The organism is Bacteroidales bacterium, assembly GCA_035647615.1.
Classification (GTDB): domain Bacteria; phylum Bacteroidota; class Bacteroidia; order Bacteroidales; family 4484-276; genus SABY01.
Genome location: DASRND010000011.1, coordinates 1 through 16,839, shown reverse-complemented (window position 1 = coordinate 16,839; position 16,839 = coordinate 1). Strand labels below are relative to the sequence as shown.

Sequence of the window (16,839 nt, the reverse complement as noted above, 5' to 3'; positions counted from 1 at the left end):
AAAGTTGATATTATTTTAAAACAAAATTTCAATACACAATTTCCAAATGCCCAATAAATTGCAAAAAACAAATTCAGAACATCATAGCATTGTTTTAATGAAAAGTTCAAGGCATTTTTTATTAATAATAGTATTGTTTCTGGCAGTAGTGATGGTTCAGGCACAAAACCAGGAAGTAACCATTATTGCTCCTTATCAGCCCAGCATCAGCGACGCCGTAAAAATAAATGCCCAACCAGTGATGCCCGATACCACGATAGCATTACCGCCGATGAGTTACAGCATCACCAGCCGGGTGGCTGCCACCGGTTTTGAAATTACGCCGGTAAAGCCTGCGCTCATCGACATCAACGTCCCGCACCAGTTGCACCGCAACTTTTTGCGTGCCGGCTTTGGGAATTATACCACGCCTTCTTTCGAACTTTTTACCAACAGCCTGAACTCCGGCAAATACGCCATCGGTTTTCATGCGCGGCATCTGTCGTCGGCAGGCAACATCGACGATGTCGCCACCAGCGGCTTCAGCCACAACAATGTGAGCATTTACGCTTCGCGCTATCTGCGCAAGCTCGTCATCAATGGGAAATTGGATTACCAACACGATGTGGTTCATTATTATGGATTCCAACCCAGCGATGATACCCTGCATCCGATTGCTGACGATGAGCTGCGCCAACGCTACTCGATGGTAGGTGGCGATTTTTCGCTGGGCACCATCAAACGTCGCGGCGGCAATAAGAACTTTGATGCAGACGTGCATTTTTATCATCTTAATAATCTGAACGAAACCAGCGAGCTGAACATCGGTACCAAAGCCAACTTCAACTCACAAACCCAATTTCTGAACTTCGTTAAAAGTCAGGAGCTGGGCATCGACCTAACGCTGGATTATTATCACAATGCCGATAGCCTCATCGCCGGCAATGCACTGGCCACGTCGCTCACGCCCTACATTCGGCTGCACATGGGTTATCTGCAACTGCGCCTGGGTGTAACAGGAGCGCTGGCAGCAGATTCGGCATCAAAATTTTATGTTTACCCCGACATCCGCGCCGATTACCAAGTGATACCTGACTTCCTAACATTTTATGCTGCGGTAAGTGGTGGCTTGCATCGCAATAGTTTTAAAGAAATTATTAACGAAAATCCCTGGGCCGATCCTTTGTTTCCGCTTGGTTTTACAAGCACCAGCTTCGACATAAGAGGAGGTGTGACAGGAAAAATAGACCAGCTTTTCAATTACAACTTCAGCGTTTCGTATGCTTCCATCGACAACATGCTTTATTACAACAATGATTTTACCAGCGCATACAGTCCGGAGGTAGCTGTTAATTTTGGCAATAAATTCACAGGCATTTACGACGACACAAAAGTTACAACGGTAAGCCTTGAAGCGGGTTATACACAAGGCGCCCGTTTCGATTTGCTGCTATGTGGCGCTTATCACGACTACAAGCCAGCCACCCAGGCCAAAGCCTGGCACAAACCCGCGCTGGAAGTTGCGCTACTGGCACATTACAACGTTGGGGAGAAGCTGGCGCTGAGCGGCGAAGTCTTTTACAACTCGAAAACGTATGTGCAGGTGCTTAAAAACAAGACGCTCATCGTCGACCATAATAAAGCTTACGTCGACGTAAATCTTGGTGCAGAATATCGCTTTAGCGAAAAGATAGCAGTCTTTGTTCAACTCAACAACCTGACCTCTACACGCTATTATCGTTACTACCAATATCCATCGCAACGCATCAATGTGATGGGTGGATTCACCTTTTCGTTCTGATAAAAAAGAGTGAAAGATATTGGCAGGAAACCTTGCCTCAAATTGTTAATAAAAAGCTGTACCGCAGCACGTAATTTAGTGACTATTAGCAGGATATTATTTACCTTTGCATGAATTTTTAGATCATTTTTCCAATTCATTAATTATGACAATAGAAGAAAAAAGCTTGTCTTCACAGAATTATTCAGCAGATAAAATTCAGGTTCTCGAAGGACTTGAAGCCGTGCGTAAGCGTCCGGCAATGTACATCGGCGACTTGAGTACCCGAGGCCTACACCATCTTGTTTACGAAGTAATCGACAACTCCATCGACGAGGCGCTGGCCGGCTGGTGCGACAAAATAGAAGTGATTATCCATATCGACAATTCCGTCACCGTTATCGACAACGGACGTGGCATCCCCACTGACCTTCACGAAAAAGAAAACCGCTCGGCACTTGAGGTTGTAATGACGGTGCTGCACGCAGGTGGTAAATTCGACAAAGGCAGCTACAAAGTTTCAGGAGGTTTGCACGGTGTTGGCGTTTCGTGTGTAAACGCACTCTCCAACATTTTGGTAGCAACAGTATACCGCGATGGGAAAGTTTTTAGACAGGAATACCACAAGGGCGTTCCACAAAAAGATGTGGAAGTAGTTGGCACCACTGAGCTTTCAGGCACACGCATCACTTTTATACCCGACGACACCATTTTTACCGTCACTACCTACGAATATGACATTCTTGCTTCACGTTTGCGTGAACTGGCATTTCTGAATAAAGGCATCACCCTTACCCTTACCGACGAACGTTCAACCGATGAAGAAGGAAATTATCCAACCGACTCCTTTGTCTCCTTGCGTGGGCTGGCCGATTTTATCGATTACCTCGACGTTACGCGGGAACCACTTATGCCCAATCCTATCAGCATCGAAGGTGTGAAAAATAATATGCCTATCGAAATAGCCATGCAGTACAATACTTCTTTTTCAGAAAATCTGCATAGCTACGTCAACAACATTAGTACCCATGAAGGAGGCACCCACCTGGCCGGATTCCGCCGCGGGCTAACCCGCACACTCAAATCCTACGCCGACAAATCGGGCATGCTGGCAAAACTGAAATTCGACATCAGCGGCGACGACTTCCGTGAAGGCCTTACAGCCATCATTTCTATGAAAGTAGCCGAGCCACAGTTTGAAGGACAAACCAAAACCAAGCTGGGAAACAGCGATGCGATGGGTGCAGTAGATATGATGGTGAGTGAATCGCTGAGCCATTATCTCGAAGAAAATCCGCGTGAAGCGCGCACCATCGTCAACAAGGTGATACTCGCTGCCACGGCACGCCATGCTGCCCGCAAGGCACGTGAACTGGTGCAGCGTAAAAGCGTACTTTCTTCCACCGGTTTGCCAGGCAAACTTTCCGACTGCTCTGAGAGCGACCCGGCGTTGTGCGAAATTTATCTGGTTGAGGGCGACTCAGCCGGTGGCACAGCCAAACAAGGCCGCGATCGGAAATTCCAGGCTATCCTGCCTTTGAGAGGAAAAATCCTGAATGTGGAAAAGGCTATGCAGCATAGGGTTTTTGATAGCGATGAGATCAAGAATATTTTTACGGCACTGGGTATTTCTATCGGCACCGAGGAGGACAGCAAAGCGCTAAATCTTGACAAACTGCGCTATCACAAAGTAATTATCATGACGGATGCCGACGTGGACGGAAGCCACATTGCCACCCTGATCCTTACCTTCTTTTTCAGATATATGAAAGAGCTTATCGAGAACGGATATGTGTACATTGCTACTCCGCCGCTCTATCTGCTCCGCAAGAACAAAGAGGAGCGCTACTCGTGGAGCGAAGAGGATCGCTTAAACACCATAAAGGAATGGTCAACCGATGGCGAAGGAAAAGGAATACACATACAACGCTACAAAGGCCTGGGAGAGATGAACGCCGAACAACTCTGGGACACCACAATGGATCCTTCAACCAGAACACTGCGACAGGTTACCATCGAAAACAGCACAGAGGCCGATCGTATATTTTCGATGCTCATGGGCGATGAAGTGCCGCCACGACGCGACTTTATCGAAAGGAACGCACGTTACGCCAAGATCGACGTCTAATACGGCAAGTATCTATTCATATTTAAAAGACAGGCACTACCAAGGTAAGTGCCTGTTTGCTTTTACAGAAACTTCTGCAACAGCCGGTAAATTTCGTTGGCACGAATGGGTTTGGCCAGATACTCATCGCAACCTGCAGCCAATCCTGTGTTGCGGTCGTCGGCCATAACAAAAGCCGTTTGCATAATTACAGGCAATTTCGGATTATAAGCCTTGATGTGCTCAGTAGCCTGATAGCCGTTCATCAAAGGCATGCGCACATCCATCAACACCAGGTCAACTTTGTTTCCGCCAATCACGTAATCCACTGCTTGCTTCCCGTTGTAGGCGCGACGAATCTTTACCTTTGTTTTTTGTAACATTATTTCGAGCAAGGTAAAATTGGAATCTTCGTCTTCGGCGATAAGTACAGTTTTTTCGGGCCAGACCATATCACCTGGTTGTAGCTTTGGCTGAGATGGCTCAACAAACCCGGACATGGCACGCTTAAGTGGCAGGATAAAGCAAAACTCCGAACCTTTTCCTATGGCCGATTCTACCCGCAAATCGCCTCCCATCAGATGCGCTACATTGCGCGAGATAGCCAACCCCAACCCGTTGCCACTTTGTGTATTCATATAGTTTTCGGAAGCCTGCCTGAACCGGTCAAAAATCAGCTCCTTTCGCTCAGTGGCAATGCCAGTACCGCTATCTTTTACATAAAAACAGATGTGTTCGGCAACCTCTTCGTGCATTATCTTGTACCCGATTTCAATAAAGCCGTCAAAAGTGTATTTAAGTGCATTTTCCATCAGGTTGATCAACACCTGATTGATGCGGCGGGCGTCGGAAACAAAAACCACATTCTCCTTGTCATGAGGTTGACGGGCAATGAGCTTCAGGTTTTCTTTCTCATATTTATGTTGTAAAGACTTTAAGATGTGAAAATTATCATCCAAAATCTTATTGGCTGAGCATTTGGCTGCTTCAATGCGGAACTGCCCGGTTTCAATCTTTGCAATATCAATAATTTCGTCGAGGGTATTGATCAGTTTATGACCGTTTTCGAGAATCAGCTTAATAAATTCCTCATGTTCCTGTAGAGCAAATTGATCGCCTGCCAACATTTCGGTAAAACCCAGGATGGCATTCATGGGCTCACGGATTTCGTGCGACATGTTGCTAAGAAATGCTGCTTTGCGTTTATCGCTTTCTTCGGCGCGACGTCGTGCGATGATAAGCTCGGCTTCAGTTTTCTTACGCTCAGTGAGGCGTTCCTGAACGTAAACATAATGCGTCACGTTATTCTGAGAATTCTTAATAGGCGTTATCAGGGCAAAATCCCAGAACACTTGGTCGTCGGCATTTTTATTCTCAAACTCTCCCTCCCATTGCTTATGCCTATGAAGTGCATCCCAAATCTGCTCTATCTGAACCACGTTATTGTATTTGGAATCCAGGATGGCCGGCAGTGATCCGATAATCTTTTTCTCTGTTAAACCGCTATTAAGCAAAGCATGCTGGTTTGCATAAATGATGCGGCCATCGAGGTCAATAATCATAATGGCCTCAGGGTTTTGTTGGAGCGCGTCGATCAAAATACTGTTTTCGTCAGTAACCACTTTGTGAACCATCACTGCAGCAATTTGTAAAGCAATGAATTCTAACATAGCGCGATCGTTATCGTGCAGAGACTCTTCGTTTTCGAAGCTTTGGATGGAAATAATGCCATGCGCTTTTCCGTCAATCAACAGTGGCACCCCTATGTAAACTTTAGGCTCAGAGTGATCGTTGCGCAGTTTTCCCTGGCGTTTTAGTTTTAAAATTTCATTCCCCCTTTGCATAATGGTGCGATTGCGAAAAACGACCATCGAATCGAGTGTTTTATCCACCTCTTGCTTTTGAAAATAAGCCTCTCCATTTTTTTCCACCGGCAGCATAAAAGTTTTGGCATCGCGATCATAAAAAGCAAGATAACAGCTACCATTCGGGATAACTGCTGCCAACGCATCTTTTATATTCCCGATCAGTTCTCTCAGGCTCTTCGTTTTATGCACTAAAAGCATGATTTTTTTTACCGCTTCGAGTTGCAATTCAAGGCGCCGTGTGTAAGTAACATCCATCAAAATACCTTCAATCACTGCGGCATGTTCATTAAAACGATTCTCAAAACCTGCTTCATAAATGTATCTGGTTTGTCCGCTGGCGGTCTTCAACCGATACTCCACCTCATAAGCCTTATGTTTTTTGATGGCCTGCTGTATTTGCAACCATACATTTTCGCGATCCTGCGGAAATATCAGATCGGAGAAGGTAAGATGCTTGTTATTGATGACTTCGTCGACAGAATATCCGGTAATCTTTTTAAATTTAGAATTCAGCTCAATCATGGTCCAGTTGCTATCGTTGTGACAACTAAAATAGCATCCCTGCAAACTCTCCATCACCGATTTATACCGGCGCTGGTATTGGCGGAGCTTCTCGATCTCATCCATCGATTTGCTATCCCTTCTAATCATTCTTGCAAGAGCCTGCAATCCGTCAACACTGCAAATCACCAGGTCAAATTTATGTGTGGATAAGCCGAAACAATTATTCTCATCACTGGTAGCCAAAACAGCCAAAGTGCCGGGTGAGCAGCATGACATAAAATGCGCATAGGCATCGTCGAGCGCGGAGGAATGCTGTGCCGCTGAAAGAATTACGAATTGAGTTTCATGCGTGGAATCCAATGCCCGTGTGGATCCCGGATGCTGAAGATGCAGGTAGTTGTTTTTGCCCAAAGACCTGCTGAAAAGTACATCGAGGGTTTCTTTGTCAAGTGGGCTGAGATAGAGTATCAATGCTATTGCCATCGTGTAGTATCATTATAATCCAAAGGTGACATCCTGCGTGCCGCCTGCAAAAGAACAGTAACTTGTAGCTTATTTTTATTTGTCATTAAAGAAGCATCCAACGCCTTTTTTAATGCGGGCAAAAGTATTGAAAATAATAATTGACAACAATCGCAATGCATCCACGACACCCCCTGAGCATTTCTATTTTGATAATAAAAACTTGTGTCAATGCGCCGTTACGAAAAGATAGTTTTTCGTTGTTTTATCTGTTGGCGGAATAAATACTACCTTTCGGCTGTCAAACCAATAAATACTGAAGCGAACTTTGACAACGACTAACGAAATCCACGACCATGAACTGATTGAACAGGTGAAGCAGGGCGACCAGGCAGCTTTCGGTGAGTTGGTGCGCCGCCATGAATCGGTGGTGGCTGCTACCGTCAACGGAATGCTCGGTGTTGGCGACGACGCAGATGATGTAGGTCAGAATGTATTTATCCGTTTTTATCGTGCCATCGATGATTTCAGGGGCGAAGCGGCGTTGTCCACCTATCTCACACGTATCGCCATCAATCTTTCGCTCAATGAGTTGAAAAGCAGGAAACGCCGCCGTATGTTCTTTGCCAAACCTGACGACGACGAAGGGCTTGCTGCCTTTGGCGACACGCTTGATGAGGGCGAACAGCGCGACACACGTGAGCTGGTGCATCAGGCATTGCAAAAGCTGGAGCCAAAGTTCAGAAGCGTGGTGGTGCTGCGCATGCTGCAAGGCTATTCCACCAGAGAAACGGCGCAGATACTCAAAGTGCCTCAGGGCACAGTGCTTTCGCGATTGTCGCGGGCACAGGAAAAACTAAAAGATTTGTTGAAAAATATAATCGAATAATCATGGAAAAGAAAAAATTGCAATTGGTCATTGATTCCTTCAACCGAGAGTTGTCGGCGGAGGAGCAACAGCAGCTCAACCAATGGCTGCAAGCCGACGAAGCTTTGCAGGCTGAAGCCGAAAAGCTACGCAGATTGCACGCAGTAGTGGCAGAAGCTGCCCTGCCTTTCCGGCCATTTTTTGCAACCCGGGTGATGAGCCGCCTCGAAAACTTGCAAGAAGCTACGCTTGCGCAGGGAATGGCATTCGCTTTTAAGCGCTTAGCCTTGCCCATGTTAGCAGCTGCCGTCGTCCTGCTGCTCATAGCACTGGCTGGCGGCAACACCTTCTCCATCGACACACTGCTGGGAGTGGAACAGTTGCAGCCTGCTTATCTTTCTGATTTTATTCTTTACAACCCATAATATTTTATTGGTATGAAAACCAAATCAATCATCATCATCATAGCTACGCTACTCATCGGATTTGCCATCGGGTTTCTCACCAATGCGCAAATCACGCGTCAGCGTCTCGACACCTTTGTGAGTCAGGGCAGCTACAACTTTTTTAGATATGGCATGATCCGAAACATCAATCCCGATCCGCAGCAGGCCGAAAAAATTGAGCCCATCCTGGAAAAGTACGCACAGCTGGCCAACCAAAATGTTTCGCAGTCGCGTCAAAACATGCAACAGCTGCATCAGGAGATGATCGACGAGCTGCAACCATATCTCTCAGCAGAACAGATAGAGTGGATACAAAACGCACATGAGAATTTCCGTGGCGGCCCGCAAGGACGAGGACGCCGGGGACCACCACCGGGCCGTGGTCAGCGCCATCGCAACTGGCAATAACTCTGCGGAGAACCACCCAAATATTTATTAAATGGAATAAATGTCAGCATCAGGTTGTCTAACCACTGAACGAAACGATTACAATAACCTTTAAAAAATAAACACAATGAAAAGTAAAGTTTTTTTGATTGCAATAGCAATGATGATTTTCGGTGTTTCTAATGCCGAAGCCCAAAACCGACAGGGAAGAAATTTTGGTAACTGTCCGTATGGATATTATACCAATCCCGAAGATTGTCCTAACCAGGAACTTTTGCAGGAGCTTGGCGTCGAGCGCAATGCTTTCGACAAGCAACTAACACCGGCTGATAAAACCAGGCTGGCAGAAATCAGAACCCAGCTTCATTCGTTGCAAAGCCAAAACTGGCAGCAGCGGCAGCAAATGTTCGACAACAATTCTAACTATACACCCACGCTTGCCGAACGTCAGCAGATACGTGTAAACCGCACAAAAATCCAGAATCTGCGACTGCAGGCCGATGAGATCGCCGACAACTATTTCGATGCTATCGTCAACATTCTCGACAATTACCGCCCCTCCGCTGTCACGGGCTACGGCTATGGATATGGTGGACGCGGATACAGAGGGCAAGGTTGTGGTGGCAATCGGATGAATGGGCAAGGTTATGGTTGCGGCAACCGAATGAATGGTCAGGGTTACGGCTCCGGCAACCGGATGAATGGTCAGGGATATGGCCGTGGTGCCGGTGCAGGAATGCGCGGCATATGTCCATTTTCACCTACCGGGTATTTGCTTTGGGACACTTCACAGCCCTGGCCGCAAGCTGCAGTAGATGCGGCAGACAACACCAGCATCAACCTGTTTCCCAATCCGGCAACCGACAATGTACAAGTGTTTTTTGATGTTGAGAATAGCGAAAAAATCCTCATCAGCATCACCGACAGAACTGGCAATCCGGTGTGGAGCGGCAAGGAGCTGCAAGCCGATAAAGGTCAGTTTACTCACAACATTAGTCTCAAAGATTTTCGGCCGGGAGTTTATTTTGTAAGAATCGATACCGGCAGCGACCAATGGGTTCGCCGACTGGTGGTACGGTAATTCATCTTTAAAAAGTAAATCCTTTAAAAAAACGAAAGGCGTTGCAGCAGTGCAGCGCCTTTTTTGTTTTTTCATTGCACCGGCCAAACATTTCCACCCTGTGGTGGTTGTTTGTTTTAATAATATAATCACCAATATGAACCCTCCCACACACCGCCACACCAACGCTTTGATCGACGAAACAAGTCCTTATCTGCTGCAACACGCGCACAATCCGGTGCAATGGCACGCCTGGAACAACGAGACGCTCCAAAAGGCGCGCGATCTCGACAGGATGCTGCTCATTAGCATTGGCTACTCGGCTTGCCACTGGTGCCATGTGATGGAACGCGAAACTTTTGAAAACGAGCAACTGGCCACCCTGATGAACGATCATTTTATCTGTATAAAAGTCGATCGCGAGGAGCGTCCCGACGTTGACGCTGTGTACATGAATGCCGTGCAATTGCTGCACAGCAGTGGAGGATGGCCGCTCAATTGCTTTGCTCTGCCCGACGGGCGGCCGTTTTATGGCGGAACTTATTTCCGGCCAGAGCAATGGGAGAAGCTTCTGAAGGATATTGTAAAGCTCTTTGCCGACAACCGTGATCTGCTGCAAGAGCAGGCCGATCAGATTTTAAATGGGATCAACAAAAGTGATTTGATACAACCCGCAGGCGAAGAAGATTCTTTTAGAAATGAAGTTTTAGAAAACGCCATGCACGGATTTATGAAAAATGCAGATGCTGTAAATGGCGGCAGCCGCGGCGCACCTAAATTTCCTATGCCCGACACACTTCGGCTGTTGCTGCATTGGGCACATTTTTCGAAAGATGAAAAGTATAAAAATCAACTTCTGCTAACACTTGACCGCATGGCAGCTGGGGGCATTTACGATCAGTTGGGCGGTGGCTTTGCCCGCTACACGGTGGATGCTGCCTGGAAGATTCCTCATTTTGAAAAAATGCTCTACGATAATGCCCAACTCGTAACCGTTTATTCCGAGGCATTCCGCTTTAGCGGAAAAAAAGAATATCTGGAGGTAGCCACCGAAACCGCCGACTTTATCCTGCGCGAACTCACTTCGCCCGAAGGCATGTTTTATTCGGCGCTCGACGCCGACAGCGAAGGTGAAGAAGGAAAATATTATGTGTGGAAACAACAGGAATTTGACGAAGTGCTACAAGAAGATACTGCTGTAATAGCTGAATTTTATGGTGTAGGAAAGCAAGGATTTTGGGAAGAAGGTAAAAATATCCTGGTGCGCCCCTGGTCAGTTGACGATTTTGCTAACGAAAAAGGAATCGATGAAGATCGTTTTATCGAAAATCTGGATAAGGCACGTCTTAATTTGTTAAAAGCGAGGAACAAACGCACACGTCCGGGACTGGATGATAAGTCGCTAACTTCATGGAATGCGCTTGCCATAAAAGCCCTGGCACAACTCTCGGTGCTGGCCGAGGACAAGCGTTATCTGGATGCAGCTTTAAAAGCAGCCAAAGTTATCAGCAGTAAAATGACGCAGCCCGATGGCCGTCTGTTGCACAATTATAAAAAAGGTGTGACAACCATCAGCGGATTTCTGGAAGATTATGCCGGCATGACCGATGCGGCTATCGAACTATTTCAGGTTACCGGCAACGAAGTGTGGGCTGATTATGCCCGAACCCTGGCCGACTATGCGCTTCAACATTTTTACGATCCCGCCGACGGCATGTTTTGGTTTACCCACAACAGCAGCCAGGATCTGGTGGCGCGTAAAAAAGAGATTTTTGACAATGTCATTCCTTCTTCCAATTCGATGATGGCGACGGTACTTTTCAAACTCGCTGCCATCGACGGCAACAGCCATTATTCAGAATTAGCTGCTGCTATGACCCGCAGCCTGGCCCATCACATCCAAAGCCACCCGGGATCATTTGCCAACTGGGCGATTCTATATTTTTATCATCTCCACAAATATTTTGAGGTTGTAGTAAGCGCCGATGACCCCGCAGCAACTGCTGACGCGCTTTATCGAAATGCCTATCCTGCAAAGATGATTTTTAGATTAAAAGGAGAGAGCAGCCTACCGATTTTTCAGGGACGCACTTCCGGAGATAATCTACGGGTTTTTGTTTGTCGAAATCAAATGTGCCAGGCGCCGGTTTCCACGTCAGCCGAAGCTCATCAACTGCTTGTTTATTAGTAAAAAATAGGATTTACTCGTAGATAGTGGAAGTTAATCGTCAGAAAATTCTTTGAGCAAACGACGATAGACGGAGAACACATTGGCCCTTGAGATAAAACCGATATACTTGCCATCGTCCAGCACCGGGATGTTAAACTTGCCCGTCTTCTGAAATTTCTGCACCACATCAGCCATCAGCTCGTCGGGATGTACGGTTACATCGGGCGTTTCCATCAGATCGCGCACAAAGGTGGTTTCGTACAACTCGGGTTTAAAGATGATGTTGCGGATTTTGTCCATGAGAATGAGACCGGCTAAGTTTCCATCATCATCCACTACCGGAAAGATATTTCGTGTAGATTGGGTAATAACGTTTACCAATCCGCCAAGCATAGCATCGGGATGAATGCTGATAAAATTAGTTTCGATGAGATTACGGGCATTCATCAGCGAAAGCACCGCTTTGTCTTTATTATGTGTAAATAGTTCACCCCGCTGTGCCAGACGTTTGGTGTAAATTGAATGTGGTTCAAAATAGATAATGGTGAGATAAGAAATGGCGGCTGTAATTATCAAAGGTGGAAATAGCTCATAGCCGCCTGTAATTTCAGCAATGAGAAATATCGCCGTGAGTGGTGCGTGCATCACACCGGCCATAATACCGGCCATGCCTACCAGCGAGAAGTTGCTCTCAGAAACTGACACCGAAGGTATCGTGTTGATAAGACGGGAAGTGAAAAATCCAGTGATACCGCCCATAAACAACGACGGAGCAAAGATGCCACCCACGCCACCAATACCTGTGGTAGTGCTGGTAGCTATTACTTTAAAAAATAATATCAGCAACAGCAGCAAAAGGAAGAGCCAATGGTTTTCGATAAAGCCACTGAAGATACTTTGGTTGATAATACTTTCGCCATTTCCGGTGAGCACCTCTTCGAGCGCTTCGTAGCCTTCGCCAAAGAGTGATGGAAAGGTAAAAATAAGTAAGCCCAGCAAGGAGCCGCCCAAAAATATGCGCAACCATGTGCTATGGATACGTTTATAATAGCCCTCGATGCGCATTACCGCACGGGTAAAATAAAGTGAAACCAGCCCTGTAACAATCCCCAGCAGAATATAAAAAGGAATGTCGTGTAGAAGAAAGGGCGTAGTGACCTGAAAAGAAAACAAAACATCGCTGCCCAACAGGAAAAAAGCTACTGTCGCGCCTGTAACGGCAGCCAGCAAAAGCGGTATGAGCGAAGTCATGGTGAGATCCAGCATGAGTATTTCGATGGCAAATACTACCCCGGCAATGGGGGCTTTAAAAATGCCGGCAATGGCGCCTGCACTTCCACAACCAATAAGCAGCACGATAGTCTTGTGGTTGAGCTTGAACAACTGCCCCAGGTTACTACCGATGGCCGAACCGGTGAGCACAACAGGCGCCTCCAGGCCCACCGAACCGCCAAAGCCAATGGTGAGCGAACTTCCGATCACCGACGAAAAAGTGTTGTGTGGCTTCAGCTTGCCTTTGTTGCTCGAAATAGCATACAATACTCTGCTCACACCATGCCCCAGATTGTCGCGGATGATGTAGCGCACAAAAAGCACCGTGAGGCCAATCCCCAGCATCGGGTAAGCCAGGTACATATAATTTTCCTCTTTGAAATCGAAGCCGTGGGTCATAAAATAATGCGTGTAATGCACCAGATTTTTGAGCACTATGGCTGCCATACCGGTAAGTATGCCGATGATCAGGCTGAGGAAGATTACCAGCTGCCGGTCTTTAACGTGGCGCACGCGCCAATTCCGCATTTTACGTATGATTAACCTGATGTTCATTTTACAACTGCGAAAATACTAATTCATTTGGGAGACTCCTTTTTTTCATGCATGACCCATCATTTAAATACTTACATACCTAAATGCTCAATGGTATTTTGCTTAGAGCAAAACAATTTTTTTAACAAGATATTCGCCTTTGTAAAGACGTTGTAAAGGGAAATTTTAAAAACTAAACCGGACTGGAAATGTCTGGATCAAGCACATTTTACTTTTAACCGTCAGAGAATTATTTTTTGAAAAGTTTATCACAAAATTGTATTTACAATCTATTTCTCGTTTTTGCCTCTAAAATGCTTCTGTCAGAAATTCAAGGATTTGCAAGCAAACCAATGTAAACAAACGTGTGTAGCAAAAAAATTGTATTTATTATGCTTTTAAGAAAAAATAATACTTTTGCCATTGGGAACGAAACGAACAAAAGAGTTGTTATTTCATAAAATGCTGTACTCGAAAGTCTTGTACTTTCAAAAGTTTTCTACTTTTACTTTAGAACTTTAAACTGTGAAATAACACTCCTTTTATTAATCAGAGACCAATTAACAATTTAAAAAATTTTAAATTATGAGACGAGACTTGTTAAACTCAATCATGCCCAGCGTTTTTATGATACTTTTTGTGATGTTATCACAGCCCTTCGTTGGCGCAGCATTGGGACAATCTTTCAGCAACTTCCCCGATCAACAGATTCGCTTTACACCGACACCGGAAAACCAGAAAATTCTCGAAGACCTAAGAAATAATTTCGACTCAGATACGCTTCGTGGGGAAAACTACCCACCCATTTGGAACAATTACATACAGACGGATATCATGCACGGGATTTACGTTACTTTGGGAGCCAATCCGCGCATCAACAATGTTCCGATCGCAATAGACGATTACATTGGTGGTTTTTTTAAAGATGAGGATGGCAATCTTAAATGTGCCGGCGCCGGTCACTGGACAGACACAGCCGGGATTATCTTTCCTCTCTTCGGCGACGACCCCAAAACCCCTATCAAAGATGGTTTTGCATGGAACGAGGATATAACGTTCAAACTTTTCTCATTCGAGAACATGAAGGATTATCTGGTAGATATTATTGCTTATCAAGTCAGCCCTGACTTCCCATCCAAAGGGAAATGGGGATCAATGGGATTATCCAGAGTAGTGAACATGCAGGCGATCGAGAATATCGATTTTTATATATCTTCCTCGGCCAACCCCGTATGCGAAGGCAATCAGATAGTATTGAAGGGGAATGAGTTTATAGGATCTGGCGGCCCGTACACTTTCAACTGGACATCCGATCCTCCGGGATTTAATTACACTACACAAAACCCTCCCCCTACTTCACCACTAGAAACCACAACCTATCATCTAACTGTGGATGATGGCGCCTTGCAATCAACTCACGAGCTTACTGTATTGGTTAATGCCGATCCGGTAGTTGATGCCGGAAGCAATGCCTCTGTGTGTGCCAATGACGTATTACAGATTAACGGCACATCAGAAAATACCATCGCGACACTTTGGACTACCAGTGGCGATGGTACATTTGGTAAAATTTCGGTGTTGAGTACCACTTACACACCCGGAACGCTCGATAATGTAAACGGGCAGGCAGTACTCACACTTACCGGGTTGCCTCTAAACCCATGCGATGAAGTGGCTGTGGACAACCTCGTAGCAACCATCCTTCGCCTCCCCATTGTTAATGCAGGTACCGATAAAACAGTGTGCACCAACGAAGATGTGTTTTTGCAAGCTACAGCTCAATACAATGGTGCTATGCAATGGACCACTAGTGGCAATGGCACCTTTTCGTCGCCAACGAGCACTACAACGCAATATTTTGGTGCTGGCAGCGACCTTTCAAATGGCGTAACGCTTACGTTCTGCTCGCAGGCTTTAAACCCCTGTGTGGCCACTTCTTGTGACGCTGTTCATGTTACATACGTTCCCGGCCCAACCGCCAGTGCACCTTCGTCAAAAACCAGTTGTGAAAATGAATCGGTTTCCCTGACGGGATTAGCTACACATTATAGCTCGACATTTTGGACTACCCAAGGTGATGGTACTTTTTCGAGTCCTGCCACCTTCGCCACCACATACTATCCCGGAACCAACGACAGAAACAATGGCGGCACCATCGTCACCTTCACTGCTTATTCACAAGGCGGTTGCTCACCTGCAAGCAAAAATGTCAACATTACCCTGGTAAAGTTGCCCAAGATAATTTCATACGGTAACAATGCCAGCAATATGTGTTTTACTGATAACTTCATGCAACTGAACGCTACCGTTCAGAACGCCGGACCCGTCAACTGGTCGACCAATGGCGACGGAACCTTTAGCAACATGACCATCCTGAACCCGAAATATTTTCCCGGCCCGCTGGACAGGCAAAACAAAACCTGTGGTCTGACACTTTCAGTCTTTCCTCTTCCCTATTGCGTAACAGCTACTTCAGATACGCTGACGGTGACCATTCAGGATAATCCTACGGCGCAGGCAGGTGCGGATGTAACCATTTGCCAGGGGCAAACAGTAACATTAACCGGCGCTGCTGCTACCAGCTATTCCAACGTTTTATGGAGTACATCGGGCAACGGCACATTTTCAAATTCGGCAGCGCTTAACCCTAACTATACGCCAGGCACCAGCGACATTAGTAATGGAACGGTACAACTCACGCTTACCACAGCACCAATTTCCCCGTGTGCAGTAAATGCAACCGACAGCCGCACGCTGAGCATCATAAGGAAAGCGACAGTCAACGCAGGCATTAATGAGCAAATTTGTGAAACGAATACCTACGCCCTTAGCGGAACAGTAAATTATTCGCCGAGTTTTATCTGGAGCACCAGCGGTGACGGCACTTTTAGTAATGTCAATATTACCAACCCAACATACACTCCCGGGTCTGCTGACAAAGCTGCAGGAGCTGTTACGCTTACATTAACAGCACAACCAAACGCACCTTGTGTGGGTGTAGTGACAGATGCCATGCAACTGACTATTCAACGTTCCGTAGCGGCCAATGCCGGTACCAATGCTACCATTTGCGAAACTACGCCTCACCTGCTTTCGAATGCTAGCGCATCAAATTACGCTGCTTTATTATGGAGTACCAATGGCGATGGCACCTTTAACAGCACCACTATTTTAAAACCCACCTACACACCAGGTGTTGCCGACAAAAACAACGGCAGCGTGGTGCTAACATTGAAGGCAAATGCCATCAGCCCTTGCAGCCTGCCCAAGACCAGCACAAAAACGCTTACCATCATTCGTAATGCAACTGCCAACGCTGGCAGCGACGCACAAATTTGCGAAACGAATTCCTATACCCTTAGCGGAACGGTGACGCACACAAATTCATTCAGCTGGACAACC

Annotated in this window: 10 protein-coding genes; 8 read left to right on the top strand and 2 right to left on the bottom strand. The window is 46.2% G+C overall.

Annotated features, from left to right (window positions below; genetic code table 11):
- Nucleotides 1–97: 97 nt before the first annotated feature.
- Complete coding sequence (locus VFC92_04840) at nt 98–1,780, top strand: hypothetical protein (GenBank protein HZK07504.1); 1,683 nt, start codon at nt 98–100, stop codon at nt 1,778–1,780.
- 145 nt (nt 1,781–1,925) lie between these two features.
- On the top strand, nt 1,926–3,887 hold the full coding sequence (gene gyrB, locus VFC92_04835; protein ID HZK07503.1) for a DNA topoisomerase (ATP-hydrolyzing) subunit B: 1,962 nt from the start codon (nt 1,926–1,928) through the stop codon (nt 3,885–3,887).
- 62 nt (nt 3,888–3,949) lie between these two features.
- Here the strand turns inward: gyrB and VFC92_04830 are convergent, their stop codons facing one another.
- Nucleotides 3,950–6,721 (bottom strand): ATP-binding protein, encoded by a 2,772-nt coding sequence (locus tag VFC92_04830; GenBank protein HZK07502.1) that lies wholly within the window; start codon nt 6,719–6,721, stop codon nt 3,950–3,952.
- Nucleotides 6,722–7,028: 307 nt separating this feature from the next.
- Between VFC92_04830 and VFC92_04825 the strand changes: the two genes are divergently transcribed.
- The 5 genes from VFC92_04825 to VFC92_04805 all read left to right on the top strand — a co-directional run bounded on the left by VFC92_04825 (nt 7,029) and on the right by VFC92_04805 (nt 11,649).
- Nucleotides 7,029–7,589, top strand: a complete 561-nt coding sequence (locus VFC92_04825; GenBank protein HZK07501.1) for a sigma-70 family RNA polymerase sigma factor — start codon at nt 7,029–7,031, stop codon at nt 7,587–7,589.
- Between the two features lie 2 nt (nt 7,590–7,591).
- Nucleotides 7,592–7,993 (top strand): hypothetical protein, encoded by a 402-nt coding sequence (locus tag VFC92_04820; GenBank protein HZK07500.1) that lies wholly within the window; start codon nt 7,592–7,594, stop codon nt 7,991–7,993.
- A gap of 12 nt (nt 7,994–8,005) precedes the next feature.
- A complete protein-coding gene (locus VFC92_04815) occupies nt 8,006–8,422 on the top strand; it encodes a hypothetical protein (protein ID HZK07499.1) in 417 nt (138 codons plus the stop codon).
- Between the two features lie 106 nt (nt 8,423–8,528).
- Nucleotides 8,529–9,482 (top strand): T9SS type A sorting domain-containing protein, encoded by a 954-nt coding sequence (locus VFC92_04810; GenBank protein HZK07498.1) that lies wholly within the window; start codon nt 8,529–8,531, stop codon nt 9,480–9,482.
- A gap of 136 nt (nt 9,483–9,618) precedes the next feature.
- Nucleotides 9,619–11,649, top strand: a complete 2,031-nt coding sequence (locus VFC92_04805; GenBank protein HZK07497.1) for a thioredoxin domain-containing protein — start codon at nt 9,619–9,621, stop codon at nt 11,647–11,649.
- Nucleotides 11,650–11,682: 33 nt separating this feature from the next.
- Here the strand turns inward: VFC92_04805 and VFC92_04800 are convergent, their stop codons facing one another.
- Nucleotides 11,683–13,431 (bottom strand): chloride channel protein, encoded by a 1,749-nt coding sequence (locus tag VFC92_04800; protein HZK07496.1) that lies wholly within the window; start codon nt 13,429–13,431, stop codon nt 11,683–11,685.
- A gap of 591 nt (nt 13,432–14,022) precedes the next feature.
- On the opposite strand from VFC92_04800, the gene VFC92_04795 reads away from it, so the two are divergent.
- Nucleotides 14,023–16,839, top strand: a 2,817-nt coding sequence (locus tag VFC92_04795) for a hypothetical protein (protein HZK07495.1), incomplete at its 3' end; no start/stop codon positions are given.

Bases quoted from the DNA above. Each gene is read 5' to 3' on its own strand.
- VFC92_04840 (HZK07504.1), top strand. From the start codon at position 98: ATGAAAAGTTCAAGGCATTTTTTATTAATAATAGTATTGTTTCTGGCA.
- gyrB (HZK07503.1), top strand. From the start codon at position 1,926: ATGACAATAGAAGAAAAAAGCTTGTCTTCACAGAATTATTCAGCAGAT.
- VFC92_04830 (HZK07502.1), bottom strand. From the start codon at position 6,721: ATGGCAATAGCATTGATACTCTATCTCAGCCCACTTGACAAAGAAACC.
- VFC92_04820 (HZK07500.1), top strand. From the start codon at position 7,592: ATGGAAAAGAAAAAATTGCAATTGGTCATTGATTCCTTCAACCGAGAG.
- VFC92_04815 (HZK07499.1), top strand. From the start codon at position 8,006: ATGAAAACCAAATCAATCATCATCATCATAGCTACGCTACTCATCGGA.
- VFC92_04810 (HZK07498.1), top strand. From the start codon at position 8,529: ATGAAAAGTAAAGTTTTTTTGATTGCAATAGCAATGATGATTTTCGGT.
- VFC92_04805 (HZK07497.1), top strand. From the start codon at position 9,619: ATGAACCCTCCCACACACCGCCACACCAACGCTTTGATCGACGAAACA.
- VFC92_04800 (HZK07496.1), bottom strand. From the start codon at position 13,431: ATGCGGAATTGGCGCGTGCGCCACGTTAAAGACCGGCAGCTGGTAATC.